The organism is Hymenobacter cellulosivorans, from assembly GCF_022919135.1.
Lineage (GTDB): Bacteria > Bacteroidota > Bacteroidia > Cytophagales > Hymenobacteraceae > Hymenobacter > Hymenobacter cellulosivorans.
In genome coordinates, this window is sequence record NZ_CP095049.1 from 1,994,788 (window position 1) to 2,019,446 (window position 24,659).

Here is a 24,659-nt window from a genome sequence, read left to right on the forward strand (position 1 = left end):
CCCGCCAGCTGCTATACGGCAGGGGCGGGGCTTTTGGCAATACGGAGCTGATGGCTAGCTTAGAAGCCCAACTCAGGGGCGGTGGCTAGGCGTTTGGTTGCAATACAAGATTTTCCTGCTCGGCCGTTTCGGCTGCGGCGGCCAGCCGTTCACGCCAGCGCGGGTAAAACAGCAGCTTGCCCTGAATAACGACCCAGGCCAGAATCATCGGGACGGCCTTGATTTTGTAGGCGTCGAAGAATCCGTCGCGGATGAAGTGGGGGTAAATATCGGTGGCCGACAGGCTGGTAAACAGCGCTACCAGGATGAATAGCGGCCAGGCCAGGGGCGTGCTGCGGCGGTAGTGCATAAACCACAGCACGAAGCCCACCACCGGAATAATAAAGGTGGGCGACTCGGCCATTTGGTTGAAGATAACCACGAAAATCAGGATGGACGACACGTAGAGGCGGCGGTAGTGCGTTTCGCTCCAGCGGTGCCAGTAGCCCAGGGGCAGCAGCAGCGCCACCAGGCCCGTGAGCTGCACGGCGCCCTTCGACACGTGCAGGCCAAACCAGGTGTCGAGCACGCCCATCAACGACAACTGTACGCCCGTGGCCGAGGCCCGCACAATGTCGTACCAGCCCTGGTAAATCATCTGAAACTCGGTCCAGTTCACCACCAGCAGCGGCGTAAAGCCCAGCACCACCAGCCAGAGCCCAGCCCAGAAGCTGTTGCGGAAAAAGCCCGGGTAAAACAAGAACAGCAGCCCAATACCGATGCCGTACACTTTAATCAGGAAGGCCAGAGCCAGGCACAGCCCGGCCCACACGGGCTTCTTGTTTTCCAGGTTGAGGTAGGTCCACAGCATCAGGCCCACCAGCAGGCAGTTGGCCTGGCTGTTGTGCAGGGCCGTCATCACGTCGATGAATACCAGGAGCAGAAACAGAAGTTGCCGGCGCACCTCGGGAAACAGGCGGCGGCCGGCGGTGTAAAGCATTGTGTTGTTGAGCACGTTCCAGAGCAGCAGCCCCAGCCAGTTGGGCATCCAGGCAAAGAGGCCCATAAACAGGGCAAACACCGGGCTGTACTTGTAGGTGTCGTAGTAGTACTCGGGGTATTCGAGGTAGAGGTTTTTGCCCGCCACCAGATTGAAAAACGGCTTGACGAAGATCAGGTAGTTGTTAATCGTGCCCTTGAAGTAGTGCTGAAAGCTGATGAGCACCGTCAGGACCGCGTAGAGGGCCACCACAAAGCGGGTCGTGAGCAAAAACTGAGTAAGCCGGGAAGTGCGCATGCGGCAGAGCGAAGCTGGTGAGGGACTGCAAAAGTAGGGGGAAATGCCGGGGCAACGGTGGGAAGCTTCGAAAAGCCAACCCGCACCGGACCGCCCGCGTTAGGGGCTAGAGGGCCAGCTTTACTTATTCGGCCGGCCCGTTTTAGGTATGAAAAAACCCGAGCAACCCGCCAGCACCGGCTCCGGCCCCCTGTTTGAGCGCCGCTACTATATCGATATCGACAAGCCCGCCCTCACACCCGGGCAGCTCATGGAGGCCATCCAAAACAACGTGGCCCACTACTCGCCCGACTTGCTGGCGCAGTTTGAGAAGGTCAAAGGTCATGACCAGGGCCTGCGTAAGGGCGACGAGTTTTCCATCAAAATCCTGGGTCCCTGGAACGGCTCGGTTCGCGTCACGGAAGTCACCGAGAACTGCTTCGAGTTTCTGACCCTGGAAGACCACCCCGAGGCGGGCCGCATCAAGTTTTCGGTCGAGCCGCTGGGTAAAGACGCGTTGCGCTTCGAAATTCATTCCTGGGCCCGCTCCCGCGACGGGCTCGTGGCCTTTACCTACGACACGCTGGGCATGGGCAAAAAGGTGCAGCAGCAAACCTGGGAGTTGTTTTGTGAGAAAGTAGCCCAGGCCAGCGGCGGGCACGCCCGCGGCCCAGTCCGGGTCGAAACCATTGAACACGCAGCCGATTCGGCCGAAGCCCAAGCCCATGTCTTCTAAGCCTACTGCCACCACCGCGCCGCCGCTCTGGGAAGTGCAGCGGGCCCGGCTCGAAGCCTACCGCAACGCCAAAGTTAACTTCGACCTAGAGCGCACCGCCGAATACACCGCCGACAACGGCTGGCGTATCGACGACTACGAAACCGAGCTGCCCGCCGAGCAGCCCGGCCCACCCGAGCAGCACGGCTCGTGGCAGGCCGGTCAAACGATTCTGCGCAACTATACCTTCCCGCCGTCCGATTTGATAACAGGCATCTTCGTGCCCGACACGCCCCTGGAAGAGCGCACGATGGTACTACGGGGCCGGTTTTTATTTTTTACCTTCTGGTTTGGGGTGCGCATCGGCGGCGTAACCGACGAAACCCGCACCCTGCCCGACGGCACCCAGGAGCAGGTGTGGGGCTATAATTACTACACCTTGGAAGGCCACTTCGAGCGGGGCCAGATCGAGTTTACCATCCACAAAAACCTAGCGACCGGGCGGGTCGTGTTCCACATTCACGCCTTTTCACAGGTGGGCCGCATCCGCAACCCGTTCTATTGGCTGGGTTTCAAGCTATTTGGCCGGATGTTGCAGCGCCGCTTTTCCCACGAGTCGCTCAGGCGGCTACGGGAGCAGGTGGTGGAAATGCTCGAGACCGGTGCTACGGCCAACCGCGCATCCGACGCTGCTCGTCCCGTACCTGCTGCCGCACTTCCGCAATAATGGCCGAATCGGGTCCGTGCAGCATGTACACGGCGGTGCCTTTTTCGCGGGCCAGTGGGTTTTGCACCCGCCCGACCAGCGTAGAGCTTTTGAAGTGAATGGCGTCGTCGGCCTCCAGTGGGTCTTCGGTTACCAGTATCACCGTTTGCAGCCCTTCCAGCGGCGGAAACCAGTACGCGTAGTCGGCGTTGTACGACACGGCAGCGGGCATCCGGCCGTGGTTGTAGAAGTTCAGGGCCCCAGCCTCGCCGTAGTTGTCGGTGATGATAATCAGGTGCTGCTGCTGCGCGGGCGTGAGCTGCTGATAGCCTTGCAGGGCCAGGCCGGCCATTTCGCGCCAGCTAATCATGTCGGCAAAGTCCTGGGGCAGCGCGTGGTTTTGACCATCTTCCCAGCGCAGCATCCCGAGCTTCTCGTACGTGCCAGGGTTACGGTGAATTTCTTCGGGCGTCTGCAGCGGAAACGCCACCCGCAGCAGCGGCACAAACAGCAGCACCAGCACTACCAGCAAGGCGGGGCGTAGGTAGCGCCGCCAGTCGTGCTGCAGTAGTTGTTCCAGGTACACGCTGCCTATGGCCAGCAGGATCGGGTAGAGGCCAATAGCATAGTACCCTTTGGCCCGCGTGGCTATAAACAACAGGAGTGTGAAAAGCACCGCCAGGCCCACAAACCGGTAGGGCCGCAGCGGCCGGTAACGCACCAGTCCTACGACGGCCGCCACCAGCACCGCCAGACTATTGAAGAAAAAGAGCAGCTGCTCCTTGATAAAGTCGGCCCGCTCAACGTGTACCAGCTGGCTGCGCCGTAGCTCCTGCATGTGCCAGAGCACCGGCCAGGCGTGCTGGTACTGCCAGAGCAGGTTGGGCAAGAACACCAGCAGGGCCACCAGCACGGCCCAGTACGTTTGGGGCTGAAGCAGCAGGCGGCGCTGGGGCGTGAGCAGCAAGGCTGGCACCACGCCGGCGGCCCAGAACACCAGGTTGTACTTATTAAGCATGCCCAGGCCTACCGCTGCGCCCAGGGCCACCGGCCAGCGCCACTGCCCCGCGTCGTCGTCGCGCACCATCCGGATGAGGCAGTAGTAGGCCGTCGTCCAGGCCAGCACGTCGAAGGAGTTGGGCTGGAACAGCTGATTCAGGCGCAGAATGGCCGACAGCAGCACAGCTGTGGCCGCCAGGATTTTGGCGTAAAGCCCGCCGCCCAGCTCATGTACCGCGGCCCACACCACGGCCATGGTCAGGGCACCAAACAAGGCCGGGAAAAAGTGCACCCAGAACTCGGAGTTGCCCAGCAGCTGAATCAGGGCCGCAACCCAGGCCGAAAGCGGTGGCACCGACACGTAGCCGGCCGCCAGGTGGTTGCCCTGGTCAAGGTGCAGAAATTCGTCCCGGTGCAACTCGTAGATGGGGTGTACCACCAGGTACTGCAGTCCCATCTTGACGAGTACAAAAACCAGGAGCCAGCCCAGATACTGCTTGGTGGCTGGTTGTTGGGTGGTTACCATAGGCAAGAGAGTAGGCAAGGTCCGGACTATGGTGCCGGATGCCCACCAAGATACAGGGTGCCGCTATAGTAGCCGCCCTGAATATAAGGACGGGCTATGCCGTGGCGTGGTGCAGCACCTGCGGTGTGGGCTCGGCCACGGGCCGCCGTTTCATCACCAGCAGGCCGAGGCAAAACCCTCCCATCAGTAGGGCCGCATACACGAGTAAGTGCATGTTGTTGAAATGGCGCTTGTGGTAGGATATAAGCTCGCTGGCCCGGTCAAACGCCTGCATTACCATATTCTGGTCGGCATCGGAGTGGCCCGGCGGCGAAATATATTCGAGCGAAAAAGTGCTGGCCGTGTTCAGGGCTACCGGCACCCCGTCAAAGGAAGGTAGTACGCCGGTCTGCAGGCTACCCGGGTCGTAGTACAGGCGGTAGTAGTTTTTGCCGATGAAGCCTTTGTGCCAGTATTCCCAGGTGTTGTCGTAGCCGGCCTCGGTGGTGGCGCTGGCCGCCAGGGCAAACAAGGCCGACTCGTTGAGCTTTTCCTCATCCGTCAGGTTTTCGGGGTACAAACCCGTGGCATAGCCCTGAAATAGCTTGATGCGGGCTTTCAGGCCGTGACAGGCTTCCAAGGCCAGCGCACCAGCGTTGCGATGGTCGGGGTGGTCTTCGGGATTGTAGCGCACGTCCGGGTCGAGGGCGTTGAGGCGAAAGGCCGCTGCTCCCCGGCTTTCAGTCAATATAATAGCCCGCAGCGTTGCCGCCAGGTCGGCCCAGTTGGCGTACGTAGTAGCCCCGTCGATGGTGCGCAGGGGCAGGGGGCGCTGGTGAAACAGGTCAATATGCGTGATACTTTGCCAATCGGCTACGTCGGGCATGCGCAGGAAGTAGTGCACTGCGTTCGGGTAACTATACCGCGTCACGCGGTGCCGGTTGAGAAGCACCGACTCGCTCGGATGCAGGGAGTTCAGTTTGGGAGCCTGGGCCAGACTGGAAGCAAAGCTGCTGGAGCGCAACGCCCCGTTTTCCCGGGCCAAGTACAGCGGAATAGCGCCCTGCCCGCCACCCCGCAGGTCTTGGTCGCCGGAAGTCAGGTAGATGAACACTACCCGGGTATCGGGACCGGTCAGGTCCTGGTAGGCATCAGGACTCATAAAAAGCTGCCAGTCGTCGGGGTGGCCGCTGACATAAATAGCAAGGCTGGCAGCCGCAACCGGCTTGCAGGCCAGCAACAGCAGCCCCAGCATCAGTTTCCGTAGCGTCTGGTTCATAAGCGTAGAGTAAAAATGCGTGGCGGGGAGAGGCACAGAGCAGCACTGGCAGCAAGAAGTCAGCGTCCAGTTTTCAGGACTGGGGCAGCTGAACGGTAAAGCGCCGTGGGGATCATGCAGTATAAGTAATATTATGCAAGAAATAAAGAGAATAATGCTAAAATATTCATGTTGCCAGCTTAGCCACAGCTCTGCTTTTTGCTACACAGAAAACTGCCTGGCAACCTGCCCCCATTTTCATGGCTAATTCCGTCGAATTAACCCCAGGCTATAAAACAATTCCCGCCTTTTGCCAGCACGTCAGGCGGACAAAAGGCGGGAATCAAAAACAGCAGCGGCTCTACGCGTGGAGGACTAGTTGATAACCAGCTTTTGTGTCCTGACCGAACCGGCCCCCGTGATGGTAGCTACGTACAGGCCCTTGGCCAGCGTTCCTAGGGTTATCTTTTCCTGGCGGCCTCGGCCTTGGACCCGGAGCAGCATCTGGCCCCGCAAGTCCCGAACACAAAGCTCATACGGTTCGGTGGCCGTTACTATTATGTAGTCATTGGCCGGGTTTGGGTACAGCGTAAGCGCATCCGTTTTCTGGCTTGTAGCGGTAGCCAGCGTCGGGCTGCTGCAGGGCTGGGTAAAGGCCACGTCGAGGTAGGCGAGGCGGTCATGGAGCCAGGTATTCATATACGTAAGCTGGTCGGGGCTGTACGTGAAGTCGCGCCAGGCGTGCCGCTCCCGCGCATACACATTGTTGGCTTGCAGGTAGTTGTGAGCGGCGGCAAACTTCGCCCGAAGCCGGTCTTCGGTCAGGACGGTGGTGCGTAGCTGGGTCCAGCGCCGGCTCAGCGCCGACCGGAACCCGTTGGCGGCGCAATCCTGGCTGAGACGGTCGAACAGGCCGTTGCTAAGCAAATCATCCGTCGTGGGAGAGTTGAGGCCCTGCCAGTCGGTGCCAAACACGCCGTCCAGGTCCCAGGGCACGAAAAAGTAGGGCTCTCCGGTCTTGTACTTGGCGATATACAGGTTTTTACCCGTGTTATCCGTGGCTCGTAACAGGTTTAAAAAAATATAATAATCTACGGCGTTATCAAGCTTCAATTGCTCCTGATAACGGCTGTAAAATTCCTGGTCTGAGCTACTTTTAACAAAGCCTACGAAGGCATACAGATTGGACCAGTTAATTTCTTCCTCGGGATGTTTATACTCAAACCCGCCCCAGGTTTCACTGGTATTATCGTAGGGCGGCAGCGCCGTAAACGTTACGGCTCCATCCCAGCTGCTGCCTTTGTAAAGCTCTCCCTTAATTCCTTTGTCGTATTTTTTTAATTTCAGTTGTTTACGGTCAACGCGCTCCGTCAGCGAATAAATGCCCTTGTATTCGTTATTAACAAATACTTCCACGTAAGCCGTAGCAATACCATTTTTGGCATCTGGTTCACTGGCTTTATAATAAATCTGGTGCATGTCCAGCCATACCTCATTGGCTACTTTGCTGCGCAGGCGCAGGGGCTCATTGTACAAAGCCTGCAGGTTCCACTTGTTATCGGTCCGCATCTGCAGCAGGCGCGCGTCGCGGCTGGTGGCGCCGGTCGTGTCATTCCACAGGCTGAGCTCGTAGGATTTCTTAGGATAGGTCTGGGAGTACGCCCCGCGGATTTCGACCCCCGCCGACAGCTCGGTAACTGTGCCATTGGGCTCGGCCAGCGTGAATTTGGCGTAAGTGCTCGGGCTATCGACGATGGGGTTGCGGGCGTCCAGATGCACGACCGGAAGCTGGGTGAAATACAGCGTGAAGCGTTGTCCTTGCGCTGTTACCTGGTACGCCGAGTTCGTTTGGGGAGTCCCCAACGGATTGAGAAATGTGTAGGTGCGGTCGAGCTGTAAAAAGCTTTTGGCATCCGAGTCCAGTGGATTACTATCGGCCGTCTTCTGATTGACCAGAATAAGGTTTTTAGAATAATCAATATGGTAATAAGGCTTTGCTATGGCAAGCGTATCACCAGCGGCTGCTTGTTGTGCGAAAAAAAGCGAAGAAAAAAATAAAAGAAGGCAAGTTTTAGAAGTAAAGACTGTACTCATGTACTAGAAAAAAGTAAGCGAAAAATGTACTGGTTAATTAAAAAAGGAAACGGCGTGTATAAAAATCATGCCACGCATATTATCTCACCGCTGCTAATGAGAAATGAATATCCTGCGCTACTTGCTACTTGCTGATAATGCAAAACAGCTGTGCGAGTTATCCTAAAAAGAAATACGAATACAGTCGGCGAATTTGCCGACGGGCATCAGCCAAGCTAGGCGCATAATGAGGGCACAAAGCCCGGCTATGCTCGCTAAACCACCGGCATGACCCGAAAATCCGGGCCCAGGTTGCATGGCTTACTGGATAAAATAGCGGCCCTGAAAGGTGCCTTCCACTGTGAAGCGGCGACGCTTGCCGGCGCGGGCTTCGGCCTCGCACAGCACGGCCCGGTACGTGCCCCGAATCAGGTGGCGCTGGGTGTCGAGGGCTAGTACCTGCACCACGCCGTCGTTGAGGCCACAGGCGTTGGAATAGGCCGTCGTCGTGCCCTGCCGGTAGGAGGCGTCGCGCACTTGGCCGCTCAGAATTTCCTTGAACCGGTATTCACCCGTAGTCAGCGGAAACCGGTCGATGAGGATGGTCAGGCCCTGGTCGTCGGGACTGTCGGTGCGCACCAGGTTCAGGCTCAGTACTTTATTGACGCCGGTGCTGACTTCCAGGCGGGAGAAGGCCGTATCCACGGCCACGGGCTGACCGTTAAACTTGAGCGTCAGGCTCGTGCGGTTTGCTGATGGGAGTGGGGCTGTGGTCGGCACTTGCGCCAGGGCAAGGCCGCTGCTCAGGCCGAAAGTCAGGAAAAACAAACGCCACCGCATCATAGCACGCGCACTAAAGTTGAAGACCGAAAGCACCGCGGGCAGCTTAAACGGCCGCGCGTCGCCCTACAAACGGCTGAACAGGTAAGAATCGTACTCGATGAAGGGATTGATACGCATTTCGACGCTGGCGGCCCGCTGCCCTTCAATCTTGAACACGGCGGGGAAGATGCCGTAGCTCGGGTTGGAATAGGTGGCCCGGAATTCCTGCCCGTCCATGTAGTCCAGGGTAGCCGTCAGGTTGGGGTGGTTCGAGAAGCTCACGACCAACTGCTTGCCCTTCTTCGCAATACTGATGGGACCGAACAGCGGGTGGGTAAACTGCCCGGTGTAGGCCTCCAGCGCCAGCGGCAGCTTCTTTTTCTTCTCGACGCGGGCCTGCAGCTTGGCCACTGTGGCGTAAGTTTCCTTGTCGCCGGCCTTGGCGTCTTTCAGGAACGCCGCGCTGCGGTTGGTGTAGGGCACGCCCAGATAACTGTCCAGAATCTGGTAGCGCAGGGCCTCGAAAAAGCTTTGGTTATCGTTGTTGGTCAGAATGGCAATGCCCAGCTGCTCCTCGGGCACAAAGCACACGTTGCTCACATGGCCGGTGGCCCCGCCGGTGTGCCAGAACACCTGGCTGCCGGCGTAATCGGCGGAGAAAACGCCTAGCCCATAGGTCATGTAGTGGGTGGGCAGCAGCGTCGACTTGCGGGTGGAAAGCAGGGTGTTGGGGTCCCGGGTTTTGCGCAGGGCGGCCCAGCTCAGCAGCTGCTTGCCCTCGTAGCGGCCACTGTCGAGTTGAAACCGCAACCACTTGGCCAGGTCCGTGACGTTGGAAACCATGCTGCCGCAGGGCCCGATGTTGTCGATGTTGTCGAAGGGCATCAGGGCCAGTGGACCGAAGGTGTTAGAATAGGGCAGGGCAATGTTGGGCCGCTGCCCGTAGCCAGTCGTGCCGGTGTAGGTATTGGTCATGCCCAGCGGCTGCAGGAAATTCTGCCGCACGTAGTCGTCCCAGCTGGTGCCGCCGGTAGCGGCCGGAATCACCAGGCCCGCCGCCACGAAGCCGGCGTTGCAGTAGCCGTAGTCTTTGCGAAACTGCCCGTTAGGCTTGAGCAGGCGCATGCGTTTCACGACTTCCTCCCGGCTCAGGTCGGAGTCCCAGAAAGTAAAGTCACCCTGAAAGGTCTTGGTGCCGAAGTGGTGGCCCATCAGGTCGCGCACCGTTACCAGCGGGGTCGTGAGCGAGTCGTAAAGCCGGAAGTAAGGCAAATACTTGTCGGCCCGGTCGTTGAGGGAAAGTTTCTTGTCGTCTTCGAGCTTGGCCAGGGCCGTGCCGGTGAAGAGCTTGGTATTAGAGGCAATCATGAACAGCGTGTTGGCGTCCACGGGCTCGGGCCGGCCCACGGCCCGCACGCCGTAGCCCTTGCTGACGACCACCTGGCCATTCTTGACGACTACTACCGCCAAGCCCGGAATCTGCCACTGCCGCATGCCCCGCTCGATGTAGCGGTCCAGGCTGTCGGTCATGAAGCGGCTGGGAGCTTTGGATTGGGCCTGGGCCGCCGGGGCGGCGCCGGTGAGCAGGCTCAGGGTCAGGGCGGAAAGGGTGGTCAGGCAGGAGAGAAGCGTCGGCATACAAAGGAGAATCAGAAACGGGAAAAGCGGCCAGGCCAGTACCAGCCCTGAAATTGTCATTATAAAACGATAAAACCGCTTCTATTCGGGGATAGAAGCGGTTTTATTTTAGTTGTGGGGCTTAGCGGCCGAGGTCCAGGGCGGCTTCGGGTACGGCTATTTCCCGGCCCGGATACACCAGCAGGGCTTGCTCCAGGCAGGTCATGGCCCGGTTCAGGTCGTCGCAGTTGAGCACGTAGGCCATGCGTACCTGCTGCCGGCCCAGGTTTGGAGTGGCATAAAAGCCGCTGGCCGGCGACAACATCACCGTTTCATTTTCATAGGAAAACGATTCGAGCAGCCACTGGCAGAACGTGTCGCAGTCGTCGACGGGCAGGTGGGCCATGACGTAGAAGGCCCCGCCGGGCACGGGGCATTCCACGCCGGGCATGGCCCGCAGGCGGCTAACGAGTACGTCGCGCCGGGCCAGGTATTCGGCCTTGGTGTGGTCGAAATATGTGTCGGGCAGCTCAGAGGCGGCTTCGGCCATCACCTGCGCCAGGCCGGGCGGACTTATCCGCATCTGGGCAAACTTGAAAGCCGCTTGCTGCAACGCCTTATTTTTGGTGACAAAAGCCCCGATGCGGGCCCCGCAGGCACTGTAGCGCTTGGAAATGGTGTCGAGCAGCACGATGTGGTCGTCGGCACCCGTCAGGTGCAGGGCGCTGACGTACTCCTGGTCGTAGCAAAACTCGCGGTAGGCCTCGTCCGACAGCAGGTACAGGTCGTGGCGCACGCACAGATCCTTGAGTTGCTCCAATTCCTGGCGGCTGTACACGTAGCCGGTCGGATTGTTGGGCGTGCATAGTAGCAGGGCCTTGGTCCGGGGCGTGATGCGGCGCTCAAACTCCTCGATAGGCGGCAGGGCGAAGCCGTCGGCCATGTGGGAAGTAACGGGTACAATGCGTACGTCGGTGGCTACGGCAAAGGCGGTGTAGGCGCCGTAAAATGGCTCGGGCACGATAAGCTCGTCGCCGGGGTTGAGGCAGCTCATCAGGGCAAAGAAAATGGCCTCGCTGCCGCCCGATGTTACTATAATATCCTCGGTGTCAACCTGGATGCCCACGCGCTGGTAGTACTCAACCAGCTTGCGGCGGTAGCTGAGGTAGCCGGCCGTGGGGCTGTATTCCAGCACCCGGATATTGGCCTGCTGTACGGCCGCCAGCATCGTGGGCGGCGTTTCGATGTCGGGCTGGCCGATGTTGAGATGATGCACGCGTATGCCGCGCTGTTTGGCGGCATCGGCGAAGGGAGTGAGCCGGCGGTACGGCGACAACGGCATAGCGTGGCCACGCTGCGAGACTTCCAACATGAGCAAAAGGGTAGCGCCAACCTGAGAAGCGGGGGCTGGACGGTAAAGAAAAGCGTTCCGAATCAGCAAAGAGCAAACAAATACGCGTTCTAACAAGAATATCAGTTGTCGGTTAGCACGCTATGCACCCCAACAACCCCTTAGAAGTCTGGCTCCGCGGCCCCCTGCCCGAGGTACCCCCGCTGCTCCAGCCCGTTGCTCATGCTCTGTTGCAGGCCCGCGAAGAGCTTACTGCGCTGCTCCTTAATTTCCCCGCCGACTTGCTGTGGCAGCAGCCCGGCGGGGTGGCTTCGGTGGGCTTTCACCTGCAGCACCTGCGCGGCGTCCTCGACCGGCTGCTAACCTACGCCCGCGGTGCGGCCCTGAGCCCGGAGCAGTTGGAGGCCCTGCGGCAGGAAGGCCAGCCCGCCTCCGCCGCTGATACAGCGGCCAGTCTGGTAGCGGCCTTCAACGAGCAGGTAGACAAGGCCATGGCCCAGCTGATAGCCACGCCGGAGGCTACGCTGACCGAAGTCCGGACTGTGGGGCGGGCCCAATTGCCTTCTACGGTACTGGGGTTGCTGGTGCACGCCGCCGAGCACACCATGCGCCATCTGGGGCAGCTGCTCGTCACGGCCCGAGTCCTGCTGGCACAGGCGGCCGCCGTTTCCGAATAAAAACGAGTGTAGGAGCCGTCGGAACGGGCCGCGGGGTACTTTAGGGGGCTGCTCAAGTCGAGCTTGTCCGCTCTGTGGCCGGTTGGTACCGGGCAAGCGGCGGTTGGTGTAATAAACTTCACAAGGCCCACAAGGCCCGCTACCTTTCCATCATCAATTGAACTCCAGAGTACTTGTCGGGGCCGGGCCATGCTGCTTGGTACAGGTTTCCGCCCCGGTACATATGGTGGAGAAGGGATACAATTGGTTTGGAAGAGAACTAAAAAAAGGCACCCAATCGGGTGCCTTTTTTTGTGAAATGCTTCGTTGGGTGTCGGCCCCCTAGGGACGAGCCCCGGCAGCCGGGGCTGCCTGCCGAATCCGCTTGAGGGCCTTGCTTACCGTCACGTAGCTGATAGAAGGCGCGTAGCCGGCACCCACCAGAAACTCCGCCAGCTGGCGCAGGCTCCAGGACGCGTGCGGCTCGTCGGCCACCAGGTGGGTGAGTACGGCTTCGGCGGCGGGTGTGAGCTTGGTGGGCGCGCCACCCTGCACCGAGGCAGCCAAATAGGCCGTGAGGCCCAGGCGGCGGTAGGCCCGGCGCATGGCGTACACCCGGTCTTCGGTGGTGCCCAGGTGCTGGGCGCAGACCGCTGCCGAGTGGCCCGCGGCCCAGTACAGCAGCACCTGAGCCCGATTCTGCTGCAGCGGGAGCAGGCCGTCCTGCCGCAGGTAGTCGTCGAGTTGCTGCCGCTGCCGGGTGGTTAAGTCAAGAGTCTGCCGCTGGCGCCCCATGCTAGAATAGTGGATATGGTTAATAAAGCGACTAGCCCGGGCTTAGGCGGCGGGCTGCCGGATGATGTGCCCTTTGAGGCCGTACCAGAAGATGTAGACATAGCACAGCACCGGCAGCACGAAAGCCCAGCGCAGGGAGCTGGCATCGGCTACCAGGGCGAAGAGCAGCGGTACAATGGCCCCGCCCACGATGGCCACGTTGAGCAAGCCCGAGGCCTGCTCGGTGTGGCGGCCCAGGCCGGCCACGGCCAGCGTGAAGATGGTGGCAAACATAATGGAGTTCATCAGGCCCACGGCCAGCAGGCTCCACATGGCTAGTTCGCCCCGGGTGAGGGCCGAAACGATGAGCAGCAGCACGGCCCCAATGGCGTTGAAGGCCAGCAGGCGGCCGGGGTTAAACTTGTTGAGCAGGTAGGCCCCGATAAAGCGGCCTACCATGGCCCCGCCCCAATAGTACGACACCTGCTTACCGGCCGCAGCCGGTGCCATGTCCATCACCTCGGGCAGGTGCAGGTAGCTCACGATGTGAGAGCCAATGGCAACTTCCCCGCCCACGTAAGCAAAGATTCCCACCATGCCCAACAGCAAATGCCGGAATTGAAAGATACTTTCCGTGGTGCCGGCCGCGGCCGGAGCGTGGGTGATAGTCGGGAGCTTGAGCAAGGCCAGCAGGCCGCTAATCACCAGCAGCACGGCCCCGATACCGAGGTAGGGCACCTGCACGGCTTTCACATCGATGGCCGCGGCGGCCTGGGGCGTATCCAGGGCGGGCAGGTGGGACAAAATCAGCCAGGTGCCCAGCAGCGGAGCCACGGTAGTGCCTAGCGAGTTGAAGGCCTGGGTGAGCGTGAGCCGGGCCGGGGCCGAGCGGGCCGGACCCAGAATAGCTACGTAGGGGTTGCCGGCCACTTGCAGCAGCACCACGCCGGTAGCCAGCACAAACAGCGCCGCCAGAAACAGGCCGTAGCTGCGGCTGTCGGCTGCAGGGTAAAACAGAAAGCAGCCCAGGGCCGCCACTACGAAACCCGTGAGCATGCCGCCCTTATAGCCCAGGCTCTTGACCAGCGCCCCAGCCGGCACCCCCATCACGAAGTAGGCCCCGAAAAAGCAGAAGTTAATCAGGTTGGCCTGAGTATAGTTGAGCTGGAAAATCGACTTGAGGTAGGGAATCAGAATGTCGTTGAGGCAGGTGATAAAGCCCATCATGAAAAATAGCACCGTCAGCGACGACAAGGCCGAGGTGTAGCTCGGCGTGTTCTGGTCGTTGTCGGCGGCGGGAGGGCTGGTAGTGGTAGGGGCAACTAAGGCCATGAGCAAAGAAGGGAAAGGGAGAGAAAAGAAAGGAGGCCGCCACAGCCGGGCGGTTATTTGCGTTTGAGGGCCTGGGCTACGGCCTGGTTGAGCAGGGGCTCCATCACGCGGTAGCCGGCCAGGTTGGGATGCACACCGTCTTCGCCGTACGCCTTGCGCAGGCCCTGCTGCTCATCGGCCATAGCCGAGTGGAAATCGAGGTAGACGAGGCGCTGTTGGTCGGCGTAGGCTTTGAGCTGCTTGTTCAGGGCCACGATTTTGGGCGCCGGGTTCAGGCCCTTGCGCCACCAGAAGTCGGTGGCGGGCAGCACCGAGGCCAGCACCACCCGGATGCGGTGGGCCTGGGCCAGCTCCACCATGCTCATGATGTTGCTCATCGTGTTTTGGGGCACGTAGGGGCCGCCATTCTCAGCTACGTCGTTGGTGCCCACGATAATGACCACCACGGCGGGGCGCAGATTAATAACGTCCTGGCGGAAGCGCAGCAGGGTCTGGCCCGTGTGCTGCCCGCTGATGCCGCGCCCGATGTAGCCGTAGGGTTTGCCCTGGAAGAAGGCCGAGTCCTCTTTGACCCAGCCCTCAGTAATGGAGTTGCCGATAAGTACCACCCGGGCCGGACTGGCCGGCGGGGCCGGCAGCCGCTCATTGGCCGCGGCGTAGCGTTGCAGCTTGGCGTAGTCGGCCACGGGCTGCTGGGCCTGGGCTGCCACGGGGGCCAGCAGGGCCGTGGTTAGCAGCAGGCCAGCCAATGTAAAAGAGCGTGTTTTCATAATAGTACGCGGAACGGGTGGACCAAGAACGAGGTAGAAACGTCTACTTATGTCTCATCAGTGGTGCCGTACCAACGAGCGTCGTTTGACAACCTGTCGTTTGGTTTGCTCAAAGCCCTGAAAGCAGCAGTGAGAGCTACTTCCAGGGCTTGCTGAGGCATTGCTGCATACCCGGGCCTTGCTTGGGCTTGCCCGAGCTTTATGGCTAGTTGATAACGAAGGTCATAATAGAGTGGGGCTGGCTGCTGGCCATGGCCGCTTGGCCCTGCATCCAGAGCTGGAAGTCCTGGGCCTTGTCGCCGTCGTTCATCACCACTACGGCTACTTTGCCATCGGTATTGATAAAGGCCGTGGAGCTCAGATGGTCGCGGTTCGAGGAACTCACGATGCGCTTGGCGCCGGGGCGGATGAACTTGGAGAAGTGGCCGATGTAGTAGTAAATGTTGGTGTAAATCAGCTTGCCGGTACGCGTGTCGCCGATAAGCGGGGCGTAGCAGTAGTTCTTGACGTGGTTGGGGCCGCCTTTTTCATCGAGCAGGATGTTCCAGTCGGTCCAGCCCACGTTGCCGTTGTTGAAGTCGTTAATCATCGACATGCCGTACTTCTCGCCCAGGGCCCAGTCATTGACTTTATTGAAGTCAAACTTCTCGATGCAGGCCTCGGTGAGCAGCAGGTTCTTGTCGGGGTAGGTTTCGCGCACGCGCTGCACGTTGTCGAACATCATTTTGCTGCCGGTCCAGGTTTCGTACCAGTGGTAGCCTACGCCCCACACGTACTGGGCCGCCTTGGGGTCGTCGAGGATGGTGCTGGCGCGCTGGTACACCTGGTCCCGGTTGTGGTCCCAGGCAATGAGCTTCCGGTCGCCCAGGCCGCTTTTCTTCAGCGTGGGGCCCAGGTATTCCTTGATAAAGTCGCGCTCCTCGGTGGCCGAAAACACGCAGGATTCCCAGGTTTGCACGGCCATGGGCTCGTTCTGAGTGCTCAGGCCCCAGATTGGGATGCCCTGGCGCTCATACTCCTTGATGAACTTGACGTAGTGGTCGGCCCAGGTCTGGCGGTACTGGGGCAGCAGCTTGCCACCCTTGAGGCGGTTGCTGTTGTCCTTCATCCAGGCCGGCGGGCTCCAGGGGGCCACGTACATCGTGAGCTTACCGCCGGCAGCGGCAATGGCCTGCTTGATGAAAGGAATGCGGTACTGCTCGTCGTGCTTGACGCTGAAGGTTTTGAGGCTCTCGTCCTTATCGGCGATGTAGTCGTAGGGTGCCGTCGAGAAGTCGGAGCTGGCAATGGTGGTGCGGCCCAGGGTGTAGCCGATGCCCTTGGTGGGGCTGTAGTAGGCCTGCATGAATTCCTGCTGCTGGTCCTTGCTGAGCTTGGCGTAGGTTTCGGCCGCCGCGTCGGTCAGGGCTCCGCCGATGCCGAGCACCGTCTGGAAAGTCTTGGTGGGGTCCACAAACACGCAAATCTGGGTTTCCAGCGGCTGGGGAGAGGGCTGGAAACTCAGGCTGGATCCTGCGGCCAGGCGCTGGTCGGTGCCGGCTACGGTGGCGTACACCTGGGCCTTTTTGCCGGCCACGGAGTACGCCTTGAAGTTGCGGGCGGGGTTGGTGGCGTTTTGCGCCAGGGCACTGCTTACGCTCAGGGCGGTCAGCAGCAAGGAAGGTAGAAGCTTGTTGAACATGATAAGGAAAGTATGCGCGGGGAGGACCGCATATGCGGCCCGCCGGCTCCGGGATGCCGACGGGCCGCAGGTAAAAAAATCAAGCTAGCGGCTAATAACCAGGCGCCGCTGCAGCTGACCGTCAGCAGTGCCTACGCGCAGTACGTATACACCGCTGGGAAGGGTGGCTACGTTCAGCGTGAACGAGTTAAGGCCGGTTTTAGCCAAGGCAGCAGGGCGCTGAAGAACAGTTTTGCCGAGCATGTCTACCAGTGACATCTGCAGGGGCTGGGCCTGGTCGGCGGTGTAGTCGAAGGCTATTTCGGTGGTTACGGTAGTGGGGTAGAGCTGCAAACGGGCATCGGCTACAGAGCCGGCCGCGGCCAGCGTAGTGCGGGCCGCGCCCTGGTCCGAAAACCACCAGCGCTGGTTGTCGCCGCCGCCGTAGGTCCACATGTGCACGGCTGCGCCGTCGGCAGTCGAGTTGTTCGAGACGTCGAGGGCCTTGCCGCTGTACTTGCTGATGATGCGGTACGTGCCGTCGCCGTTGGCAATAATCTGCCAGTACTGGCTATCCTGGCTCAGCCAGTCCCACTGGTGGGTCAGGGCGCCGTCGGCGGTGCTGGGGCCGGCAATGTCGAGGCTCTTGTTGCTGTTGATGTTCACGATGCGCACGTAGCCGCCGCCGGCGTCCACGAGCTTCCACTTCTGGCTGGCCGTGTTAGCCCAGGTCCACTGCTGCACCCGGCCGCCGTTGGCCGTCGAGTTAGCCGATACTTCCAGGGCTTTGCCGCCGTTTTTGGAGCTGATTTCGTAGATGCGCCCGACAACCGGGCCCCCGCTGGTGTTGCCGCCGGTGCCGTTGTAGTTGCCGCCACCAGGGTAGTTCACGATGCCGTTCTGGTTCGGCGATACGGCCGCCACGGTGGTGTTGGGCACGCAGTTGGCCCACTGAATGTTGGTCAGCACCTGATTCAGGCCGGCAGGGCCGTCTACCACGTAGGGCGGGTTGATGTGCATGAAGGCCGGATTGCTGCGGTCCTCGAAGCGCTTGTAGGTCCAGTGGCACCAGCCGATGCCCACCGAGTTAAGGTTCTTGGCCGCGTCGCGCATCCAGGTGTCGGTGTTTTCGCCGGTTTCGCCAATCCAGATCGGCACGTTGTGGGTCGAGCGGAAGTTGCGCAGGTCGCCGATGAAGCGGATGTTGTTGGCATTGCCCCCGGTCGAGTTCACACCGTTGTCCATCAGGTAGGTGTCGCCGCTGTAGCGGTGCGAGTTATACACCAGGTTGGAGCGGTTGGGGAAGGTAAACGGCTCCATATAGTTGTAGTCGTTGCCCCAGCCGTTGCCTTCGAGCAGAATCAGGTGGTTGTCGCCCTGGCCCCGGATGGACGTAATCAGACGCTGGTACACGTCGTGAATCTTCTGGTTGCTGGGGTAGTTGTTGGGCTCGTTGATGAGGTCGTACATGGCCACCCGCGAGTCGTTCTTGTAGCGGTTCGACACAAAGCGCCACAGCCGGTCGAGCACATCCTGGTTGATCTGGCGGTTCCAGAGGTCGTTAGGCACAATCTGGTCGGCGATGTTGGCGTCGGTGCCCTGGGAGCCGGGCACGGCGTGCATGTCGAGCACCACGTACATGTTGTTGGCCTGGGCCCAAGCCAGGGTGTTGTCAATCATGCGCAGCGCCTCCATGCTGTTGGGGTCGGTGAAGAGCTGATTGTTGTTGTACCAGCTCGTAAGCTGGCTCACGTAGGAATCGTAGCTCACCGTGCCCAGCATTACCTTGGTGCGCACGGCCCGCTGAGCTGGCGTCAGGAACAGCTCGTAGTGCAGCGGCAGGCGCACGCAGTTAAAGCCCTTCGAGGCAATGTAGTCGATGTCGGGCTTGGTAATGAAGTTGTTGCGGTAGTTCTGGTAAAAGGTCTCGATGGCCGCCTCGCTCATGCCCTGGTTGTAGAGCGTCCGCTTGACCATGCCCTGGGTTTTGAAGTCTTTGTCGCCGATGCGGATGCCGCCCCAGTTATACTTCATCATGTAGCCTTCCTGCACGGCCCAGTTGCCCAGGTTCATGCCGTTCAGGATTACTTCCTGGTTGCTGGCATTGACGATGCGCTGCCCATCGGCGCGCAGAAAGCTTTGGGCCGTAGCCTGCTGGCCCAGGGCCAGACCGGCGGCCAAGACCAGGGCCGTGCGCAGCTGCCGAGCCGCACCCGCTAAAAAGGTAGTTTTGTTCATGTTCTGTGGGAATTTTGGTTGTGGAAAAAAAAGAGAGACAGAGCGAAGAACAGGTGTGTGCAGGGCGAGCGGAGGGGGCGGAGGGAGCGGGTAAGTTGAAAAGCGGAAAAAAGGCGTTAGAAATAGGCCGGAGCTACCAGACGTAGGTGCCCACGGCGCCGGCGCTCAAGGTGCTGGTTGCCACCTTGCCCCGGTACTGAATATCGAAGCTCTGGGACTGGCTGCTGCCATTTTGCACGATGAGTACCTTCTTGCCGTCGGGGTTCTTGAAGGCCACGTTCGACAGGCTGCTAGGCACGTTGGTATCGATGCGCACCGAGCCGGGGCGCACGAACTTGCTGGCGTGGGCAATGATGTAGTAAGCCACGTTGCGCGCCACGCTGTTGCCATTGATGGTCAGCGCGCCCAGGCAGGTCGAGCAGCCACCGTCGGTGTGGGGGCCGTAGTTCTGGTCGGCGGCCAAGTTCCACTCCAGCACGTTCTTGCTCCAGTTGCGCGTGGCCCCAATAATCAGGTTGTTGATGTGCCAGCCAAAGTCGCCGGCGAAGTTGCCGGGGCCGCCCACCCACTGTTCGGTGAAGTACACGTTCTTGTTGGGGTAGGCGTTATGCACGCCATTGAGGGCTGAAATGCTGCCCGAGTAGAGGTGAAATGCCGAGCCGTCCACGTACTGGCTGGCGGCCGGGTCGGCCAGAATCGTCAGCGGGTAATCGGTGCGGTCAGTGTTGTGGTCGTAGAGAATAATCTTGGTATTGAGCCCCGCGGCCCGCAGCGCCGGACCCACGTGGTTTTTGATGAAGTCGCCCTGCTCGGTGGCCGTCATGACCAGGCTGGGATTGTTGTACTCGTTCAAGGGCTCGTTTTGCAGCGTCACCGCGTCGAGCGTGATGCCCTCGGCCTGCATGGCCTTGAGGTATTTCACGAAATACTGGGCGTAAACACCGTAGTACTCGGGCTTCAAAGAGCCGCCTTTCAGACTGTTATTGGTTTTCATCCAGGCCGGTGCCGACCACGGTGAGCCCAGAATCTGGATCTTGGGATTAATGGCCAGAATGCTCTTAAGTACCGGAATCAGGTCGGTTTTGTCGGGCGCGATGCTGAATTTTTCCAGCTGAGGGTCGGTCTGACCGGCGGGCAGATCGTCGTAGGTAAAGGGCTTGGCATCCAGGTCAGAAGCCCCGATACTGATGCGTAGGTAGCTGGTGCCAATATTGCTGTTGTCGGTAGCAAACAATTCCTGCAGCAGGGCCGTTTTGGTGGCCGCGCTCAGCTGGTTGATCAGCATGGCGCTGCCCCCGGTAAGCGTGTAGCCAAACCCGTCGATGGACTGGTAAGTCCGGGTAGTATCCACTACGATGGTCGGGTTGGAGCTGCTGGGCGCCTGGAAGTTCAGGACCGCAGTACTTTTCTGGAACAGCGAGGCCTGGTCGGGCGTGGTCAGCCACAGGGCCACCTGCGACGGACCCGTGGGGGTACCGCCTCCGCCGCCCGTGCCACCGGTAGTACCACCCGTGGTGCCGCCGGGAGCCGGCGTGTCATCTTCCTTCGAAGTACACTGCGTAAGCAGAGCCGCCGGCAGCAGCAGGTAGCTCAGAGCCAGAACAAAACGGCGGGAAGCAGAAGAGGAAAAACGCATAGCAGTAGCAGAAGAAAATAGTGCCGGCCGCCCTGGTAGAGCGGCCGGCTGAAAATGAGAGGTTATTCCACCACCACGCGGCGGGTGCTCAGCTCAGCGCCCACGCGTAGGGTGACCAAGTAAGAGCCGGCCGGAAGTTGGCGCAGCGAAGCCAGGGTCAGCGTGTGCGTGCCGGTTGGCTGGGTGGTGTTCAGCAGGTTCAGTACTTTCTGGCCCAGGCTGTTGTACACGTCCACGGCTACGGCCGAGGCGGCGGGTACGGTGTAGCTCAGGCGGCTGTCGGCAGCCACAGGGTTGGGGTAGGCCGCGGCCTGCAGAGCCTCGGAGGCCGAGCGGCTGGCCAGTACGCCCACACCCACCTGGTAGGCATAGCTCTGGTTGCCAGCAATGTTGGAGAAGTTCGGGTCAAGGCCCAGCGCCGCAGTCTGGCCCGGAATCTGGGGCAGCACGTCGGAGTAGAACTCACCCTTATCGGCCACGTAGGCCACCATCACCCGGAAAATGTCGTTGGCCGAAGCCCCACCCAGAGCCGCCAGCGGGTACTCGATTTCCCAGCCCGTGGTGGTGTTGGCCGCCACACTGCCCGTGGCGCTGGTTTTGTAGGACACTTTGCCGCCCACTACGCCGCTGTTGGCATCCGTAATGGTGAAGGCTGCGCCGGTCTTGTTGGTCGAGCCCAGGTACACGTCGGGAGCTTTGCCAGCGCTGTTGAGGTTGGCTGTGTAGTCGATTTTACTGTGGTACACGTCGCCGCTGCCGTTGGTGGCGAAGGGCGACACGGTCAGGCGGAAGCCGTAGTCGACGGGCATATCCAGCGTAGGCTGGCTGTTAAACTGGGACGTATTATCGGACCCGAGGGGCAGGCGGGTGTTAGGACCCACGCCGGTTTTCTGGGGAGCGTCCAGGTACAGCAGCAGGGCGTTGAAGTCGCCTTTCTCGGGCGAGGCCACTACCATAATGTTCAGCGTCGTCGCTGTCGTGCCCATGTACAGAGCTTTCAGGCCCCGGTCGGCGGCCGAGTGCGCACCGGTGTAGGTGCCCACGAGCTGGTATTTGCCCGTGCCCGTCCCGAGTTCGGCGGGAGCCAGCGTGCCGTCGACGGTAATCTGGGCCTGAGCCGACAGGGAAGCGGCCGTCAGAGCCGCCAGAGCAGAAAGAGTAAAAAGTTTTTTCATGGGAATTTTGAAGTAGGTGTGAGAAGCTGGGTTGAAAGAATTCAGGTTGTTACCACACGTAGGTTCCGACGCCGCCAGCCGGCAGCGTGGTGGCAAAGGCTTTGCCCTGGTGGCGCACGCTGAAGGTTTGGGCCGTGGGACTGTCGTTCTGCACCACCAGCACCTTGTCGCCGTTGGGAGCCTTGAAGGCCACGTTGGGCAGCTTGTCGGGCAGCGAGGAGCCGATGCGAACCGAGCCGGGGCGGGCAAACTTGCTGGCGTGGGCAATGATGTAGTAGGCATCTTCGCGGGTCACGTTGTTGCCATCCAGGGTCAGGGCGCCGCGGCACTCCGTGCAGCCACCGGGCGTGTGCGGGTTTTGCTGGGGGTCGGCGGCCAGGTTCCACTCCAGCACGGTGCGGCTCCAGTTGCGGGTAGCCCCGATGATGAGGGTGCGCACGTGCCAGGGCAGGTTTTCGGCAAACTTGCTTTTCGAGCCCACCCACTGCTCGGTGAAGTACACGTTCTTGTCGGGATGGGCATCGTGCACTTTGCTTAGGGCGTCAATCTGCCCGGCGTACATGTGGAAGGCCGAGCCGTCCACGTATTTTTTGGCTTCGGGGTCGTTGAGAATGGTGAGTGGGTATTCGGGCTTGTCGCAGTTGTGGTCGTAGACGATGATTTTCGTGTCGAGCTTGGCCTGCTGAAAGGCCGGACCGAGGTTCTTTTTCACGAACTCGGCCTGCTGTTCGGCCAGCATAAGCAGGCTGGGGTTGTTGCCCGGGTGCAGGGGCTCATTCTGTACCGTAATGGCGTCGATGCGCACGCCGTGGGTTTTCATGCCTTGCACGTACTTCACGAAGTAGCGGGCGTAGGCGTCGTAGAACTCGGGCTTCAAAGAGCCGCCCTTGGATTCGCCGTTGGTTTTCATCCACGTCGGCGGCGACCAGGGCGAGCCCAGAATTTTGATCTTGGGGTTGATGGCCAGAATTTCCTTGAGCACCGGAATCAGGTGGGGCTCGTCGGGGGCCAGGCTAAACTTGGCAAGCTGGGGGTCGGTCTGGCCGGCGGGCAGGTCGTCGTAGCTGAAAACCTGGGCATCGAGGTCGGAAGCCCCGATGCTCAGGCGGAGGTAGCTCACGCCGATATGGTTGCCGTCGGTACCGAAGAGCTCTTGCAGCAAGGCTTTGCGCTCGGCGGCGCCCATGCGGTGCAGCAGCTCGGCTGAGCCCCCAGTGAGGCAGTAGCCAAAGCCGTCGATGGGCTGGAAGGTCTGTTTTTCGTCAATTTCAATAACGGCGCCGGTGGGCTGGGCCGTGCTCCACGCTTGGGGCGCCTGGCTCTGAAACAGAGAGGTCTTGTCCGTTGTCGTCAGCCAGAAAGCGGCACCGCGTCCGCTAGCCGAACTGGCTTGGGGGGCACGCTGGCAGCCGGTGGTTAGGCCCAGCAGCAGCAACAGGGAAAAAGCGGAAGTAGAAAGGGCGGAGGTGCGGAACATGCGAAGTAGAAAAGGCGGAAGAGGGAAAGGCAGGCGCGGAGCCTGTAGTAAACTGAGCGTATTTAAGAGAAGCCTGCGGGCCGGTTTCGTTTCTCTCCCACACCGAAACCGGCCCCGGCTTCGCGCGACCAGGCCTCCCCACAGTCGCGCAAAACACTGTCGGGGGCGTTGCAGCGCCCCCGACGCTTAGAACCCAGGGTTTTGCGACATCTGGGCGTTGTTGTTGATTTCGTTCTGCGGAATCGGGAACAGCAGGTAGTTCGCGTCGCGGGAGCCGCGGATCTGCTCAATTATATCCAGAGCCGTTTTGGCGTGCTTAACCGAGGGGTCGGCCTGGGTGTGACGGGCGTAGCGCAACAAATCGTACCACCGCTCGCCCTCGAAGGCCAGCTCCAGGCGGCGCTGCTTGTCGATTTCGGCCCGCAGGCTTTCCTTGGTGGCACCCGCGGCGGGGAAGTCGGCCAGGCCCGCGCGGCGACGCACGGCGTTGAGCTTCTCCAGCACGTCGGTGGCGGGGTTGCCCAGCTCGTTGGCGGCTTCGGCGTAGGTCAGGTACACTTCTGCCAGCCGGATGACATACGTGTTGTCGGGGCTGTTGAAGGCGTTGGGGTTGCCGGGCCACTTGTACACGAAGGGGCCGTTGTCGTTGCCGCTGCCGGCGCCGCCGTCTACGTAGCTGGCGTGGTCGATGCCGCCGGGCACGGGCCCGATGGCCGCCCAGCGCTTATCGTCCTTGTCCGACAAGCCCAGCTGTACCACCTCCTGAGTCGGGATGTTGAACTTGGGGAAGGAGTAGGTAGCGGGCGGGTTGGGTAGCAGCAGGTCGGGCAGGATGTTGTTGCCATCCGTAGCGCCCGAGTTCTGAATTTCGAAGATGGACTCGCCCTTGTTGTCGGCGGGGAACAGCGACTTGAAGCTGCTGTTCAGCGAGTAGGTTTTGTTAGCGAGCACCGCGTTGGCGGCGGCCAGGGCCTGACCCCACTGGCGCTGGGTTAGCTGCACGCGGGCCAGAATGGCGCTGGCAGCAGCCCGGCTGGCGCGGTTGTTTTTGGCGGCCGGCGCTTTTTCAGCGGCCTGGGTCAGGTCGGAGACCACCTGGGCGTACACGGCCTCAGCCGAAGCCCGGGGCAGCGAAACGGCTTCCGGCGTGCCGCTTTCGGTGGGCTCCAGGCGCAGCGGTACGCCGCCGTAGAGCTTCACCAGGTTGAAGTAGAGCAGGCCCCGAACGAAGTAGGCCTCGCCCAGAATCTCGTCGCGGCGCTGGCCGGGCATCGAGATGCCGCCAACGTACTTAATAACGGCGTTGGCGCGGTTGATGCCGATATAGCAGTCGCGGAAGATGTTGGTAACCTGGCTGGTCGTGGGTGTCCAGGCAAGGCGCTCCATGGGCCCCACGTCGCCGTTGGCGCTGGTGCAGTTGTCGGAAGGCATTTCGCCGGCCACAATCAGGTCCTGGCTCCAGAGGCCCGTACCCTGCAGGGCGTCGTAGACGGCCGTAATGGCAGCCTCGGCGTCGTCGCCGGTTTTGAAGAAGGTAACGGGAGACACGGTGGGCAGCGGCTCTTTATCGAGCACGTTGCAGCTACCCAGCAGCATTAAGGCAAAAACGGGAATGAATATCTTTTTCATGGGAGTCGTCG

Annotated in this window: 19 protein-coding genes; 3 read left to right on the plus strand and 16 right to left on the minus strand. The window is 60.6% G+C overall.

Annotation, left to right across the window (positions count from 1 at the left end):
- Positions 1–85: 85 nt before the first annotated feature.
- Positions 86–1,276: a glycosyltransferase family 87 protein gene (locus tag MUN80_RS08630; RefSeq protein ID WP_244722346.1), complete on the minus strand. Its 1,191-nt coding sequence runs from the start codon at positions 1,274–1,276 to the stop codon at positions 86–88.
- A gap of 148 nt (positions 1,277–1,424) precedes the next feature.
- Here MUN80_RS08630 and MUN80_RS08635 point away from each other — a divergent pair, with 148 nt between their 5' ends.
- Positions 1,425–1,991: a DUF1990 family protein gene (locus tag MUN80_RS08635; protein WP_244722348.1), complete on the plus strand. Its 567-nt coding sequence runs from the start codon at positions 1,425–1,427 to the stop codon at positions 1,989–1,991.
- A complete protein-coding gene (locus tag MUN80_RS08640; RefSeq protein WP_244722351.1) occupies positions 1,981–2,697 on the plus strand; it encodes a DUF1990 domain-containing protein in 717 nt (238 codons plus the stop codon). Before MUN80_RS08635 ends, MUN80_RS08640 begins: the two co-directional genes overlap by 11 nt.
- Here the strand turns inward: MUN80_RS08640 and MUN80_RS08645 are convergent.
- The 6 genes from MUN80_RS08645 to MUN80_RS08670 form a co-directional block, all read right to left on the minus strand.
- A complete protein-coding gene (locus MUN80_RS08645; protein ID WP_244722354.1) occupies positions 2,636–4,201 on the minus strand; it encodes a glycosyltransferase family 39 protein in 1,566 nt (521 codons plus the stop codon). The two genes, MUN80_RS08640 and MUN80_RS08645, sit on opposite strands and share 62 nt — an antisense overlap.
- Positions 4,202–4,295: 94 nt before the next feature.
- Complete coding sequence (locus MUN80_RS08650; RefSeq protein WP_244722357.1) at positions 4,296–5,459, minus strand: PIG-L family deacetylase; 1,164 nt, start codon at positions 5,457–5,459, stop codon at positions 4,296–4,298.
- A 354-nt stretch (positions 5,460–5,813) separates the two neighbouring features.
- Positions 5,814–7,301 (minus strand): CotH kinase family protein, encoded by a 1,488-nt coding sequence (locus tag MUN80_RS08655; RefSeq protein ID WP_244722359.1) that lies wholly within the window; start codon positions 7,299–7,301, stop codon positions 5,814–5,816.
- Positions 7,302–7,832: 531 nt separating this feature from the next.
- The gene (locus tag MUN80_RS08660; RefSeq protein ID WP_244722362.1) at positions 7,833–8,354 is read right to left on the minus strand and encodes a hypothetical protein; all 522 of its coding nucleotides are present in this window, start codon (positions 8,352–8,354) and stop codon (positions 7,833–7,835) included.
- 63 nt (positions 8,355–8,417) lie between these two features.
- Positions 8,418–9,971 carry a serine hydrolase gene (locus MUN80_RS08665; protein WP_244722365.1) on the minus strand — a complete coding sequence of 518 codons (1,554 nt, stop codon included), beginning with the start codon at positions 9,969–9,971 and terminating at the stop codon, positions 8,418–8,420.
- A gap of 121 nt (positions 9,972–10,092) precedes the next feature.
- Positions 10,093–11,322, minus strand: coding sequence for a pyridoxal phosphate-dependent aminotransferase (locus tag MUN80_RS08670; protein ID WP_244722368.1), 1,230 nt, complete (start codon positions 11,320–11,322; stop codon positions 10,093–10,095).
- A gap of 122 nt (positions 11,323–11,444) precedes the next feature.
- Here MUN80_RS08670 and MUN80_RS08675 point away from each other — a divergent pair, with 122 nt between their 5' ends.
- Entirely contained in the window at positions 11,445–11,978 is a 534-nt protein-coding gene (locus MUN80_RS08675; RefSeq protein WP_244722370.1) for a DinB family protein, read from the plus strand.
- Positions 11,979–12,299: 321 nt separating this feature from the next.
- Here the strand turns inward: MUN80_RS08675 and MUN80_RS08680 are convergent, their stop codons facing one another.
- From MUN80_RS08680 to MUN80_RS08720, 9 genes are all read right to left on the minus strand, one after another.
- A complete protein-coding gene (locus MUN80_RS08680) occupies positions 12,300–12,752 on the minus strand; it encodes a helix-turn-helix domain-containing protein (RefSeq protein WP_244722373.1) in 453 nt (150 codons plus the stop codon).
- Positions 12,753–12,794: 42 nt separating this feature from the next.
- Positions 12,795–14,063 (minus strand): sugar MFS transporter, encoded by a 1,269-nt coding sequence (locus MUN80_RS08685; protein WP_244722376.1) that lies wholly within the window; start codon positions 14,061–14,063, stop codon positions 12,795–12,797.
- 53 nt (positions 14,064–14,116) lie between these two features.
- Positions 14,117–14,833 (minus strand): GDSL-type esterase/lipase family protein, encoded by a 717-nt coding sequence (locus MUN80_RS08690; protein WP_244722379.1) that lies wholly within the window; start codon positions 14,831–14,833, stop codon positions 14,117–14,119.
- Between the two features lie 205 nt (positions 14,834–15,038).
- Positions 15,039–16,514, minus strand: coding sequence for a glycoside hydrolase family 30 protein (locus tag MUN80_RS08695; protein WP_244722382.1), 1,476 nt, complete (start codon positions 16,512–16,514; stop codon positions 15,039–15,041).
- An 84-nt stretch (positions 16,515–16,598) separates the two neighbouring features.
- On the minus strand, positions 16,599–18,731 hold the full coding sequence (locus tag MUN80_RS08700) for an RICIN domain-containing protein (protein ID WP_244722385.1): 2,133 nt from the start codon (positions 18,729–18,731) through the stop codon (positions 16,599–16,601).
- Between the two features lie 133 nt (positions 18,732–18,864).
- Positions 18,865–20,367, minus strand: a complete 1,503-nt coding sequence (locus tag MUN80_RS08705; protein ID WP_244722388.1) for a glycoside hydrolase family 30 protein — start codon at positions 20,365–20,367, stop codon at positions 18,865–18,867.
- Positions 20,368–20,429: 62 nt separating this feature from the next.
- Positions 20,430–21,542, minus strand: coding sequence for a T9SS type A sorting domain-containing protein (locus MUN80_RS08710; RefSeq protein ID WP_244722391.1), 1,113 nt, complete (start codon positions 21,540–21,542; stop codon positions 20,430–20,432).
- 49 nt (positions 21,543–21,591) lie between these two features.
- Entirely contained in the window at positions 21,592–23,019 is a 1,428-nt protein-coding gene (locus MUN80_RS08715; protein ID WP_244722394.1) for a glycoside hydrolase family 30 protein, read from the minus strand.
- A 186-nt stretch (positions 23,020–23,205) separates the two neighbouring features.
- A complete protein-coding gene (locus MUN80_RS08720; RefSeq protein ID WP_244722397.1) occupies positions 23,206–24,648 on the minus strand; it encodes a RagB/SusD family nutrient uptake outer membrane protein in 1,443 nt (480 codons plus the stop codon).
- Between the last annotated feature and the right edge of the window lie 11 nt (positions 24,649–24,659).

What these genes read in the sequence shown, in the direction of transcription:
- MUN80_RS08630 (WP_244722346.1), bottom strand. Translation starts at nt 1,276, where the DNA reads ATGCGCACTTCCCGGCTTACTCAGTTTTTGCTCACGACCCGCTTTGTG.
- MUN80_RS08635 (WP_244722348.1), top strand. Translation starts at nt 1,425, where the DNA reads ATGAAAAAACCCGAGCAACCCGCCAGCACCGGCTCCGGCCCCCTGTTT.
- MUN80_RS08640 (WP_244722351.1), top strand. Translation starts at nt 1,981, where the DNA reads ATGTCTTCTAAGCCTACTGCCACCACCGCGCCGCCGCTCTGGGAAGTG.
- MUN80_RS08645 (WP_244722354.1), bottom strand. Translation starts at nt 4,201, where the DNA reads ATGGTAACCACCCAACAACCAGCCACCAAGCAGTATCTGGGCTGGCTC.
- MUN80_RS08650 (WP_244722357.1), bottom strand. Translation starts at nt 5,459, where the DNA reads ATGAACCAGACGCTACGGAAACTGATGCTGGGGCTGCTGTTGCTGGCC.
- MUN80_RS08660 (WP_244722362.1), bottom strand. Translation starts at nt 8,354, where the DNA reads ATGATGCGGTGGCGTTTGTTTTTCCTGACTTTCGGCCTGAGCAGCGGC.
- MUN80_RS08665 (WP_244722365.1), bottom strand. Translation starts at nt 9,971, where the DNA reads ATGCCGACGCTTCTCTCCTGCCTGACCACCCTTTCCGCCCTGACCCTG.
- MUN80_RS08670 (WP_244722368.1), bottom strand. Translation starts at nt 11,322, where the DNA reads ATGTTGGAAGTCTCGCAGCGTGGCCACGCTATGCCGTTGTCGCCGTAC.
- MUN80_RS08675 (WP_244722370.1), top strand. Translation starts at nt 11,445, where the DNA reads ATGCACCCCAACAACCCCTTAGAAGTCTGGCTCCGCGGCCCCCTGCCC.
- MUN80_RS08680 (WP_244722373.1), bottom strand. Translation starts at nt 12,752, where the DNA reads ATGGGGCGCCAGCGGCAGACTCTTGACTTAACCACCCGGCAGCGGCAG.
- MUN80_RS08685 (WP_244722376.1), bottom strand. Translation starts at nt 14,063, where the DNA reads ATGGCCTTAGTTGCCCCTACCACTACCAGCCCTCCCGCCGCCGACAAC.
- MUN80_RS08690 (WP_244722379.1), bottom strand. Translation starts at nt 14,833, where the DNA reads ATGAAAACACGCTCTTTTACATTGGCTGGCCTGCTGCTAACCACGGCC.
- MUN80_RS08695 (WP_244722382.1), bottom strand. Translation starts at nt 16,514, where the DNA reads ATGTTCAACAAGCTTCTACCTTCCTTGCTGCTGACCGCCCTGAGCGTA.
- MUN80_RS08700 (WP_244722385.1), bottom strand. Translation starts at nt 18,731, where the DNA reads ATGAACAAAACTACCTTTTTAGCGGGTGCGGCTCGGCAGCTGCGCACG.
- MUN80_RS08705 (WP_244722388.1), bottom strand. Translation starts at nt 20,367, where the DNA reads ATGCGTTTTTCCTCTTCTGCTTCCCGCCGTTTTGTTCTGGCTCTGAGC.
- MUN80_RS08710 (WP_244722391.1), bottom strand. Translation starts at nt 21,542, where the DNA reads ATGAAAAAACTTTTTACTCTTTCTGCTCTGGCGGCTCTGACGGCCGCT.
- MUN80_RS08715 (WP_244722394.1), bottom strand. Translation starts at nt 23,019, where the DNA reads ATGTTCCGCACCTCCGCCCTTTCTACTTCCGCTTTTTCCCTGTTGCTG.
- MUN80_RS08720 (WP_244722397.1), bottom strand. Translation starts at nt 24,648, where the DNA reads ATGAAAAAGATATTCATTCCCGTTTTTGCCTTAATGCTGCTGGGTAGC.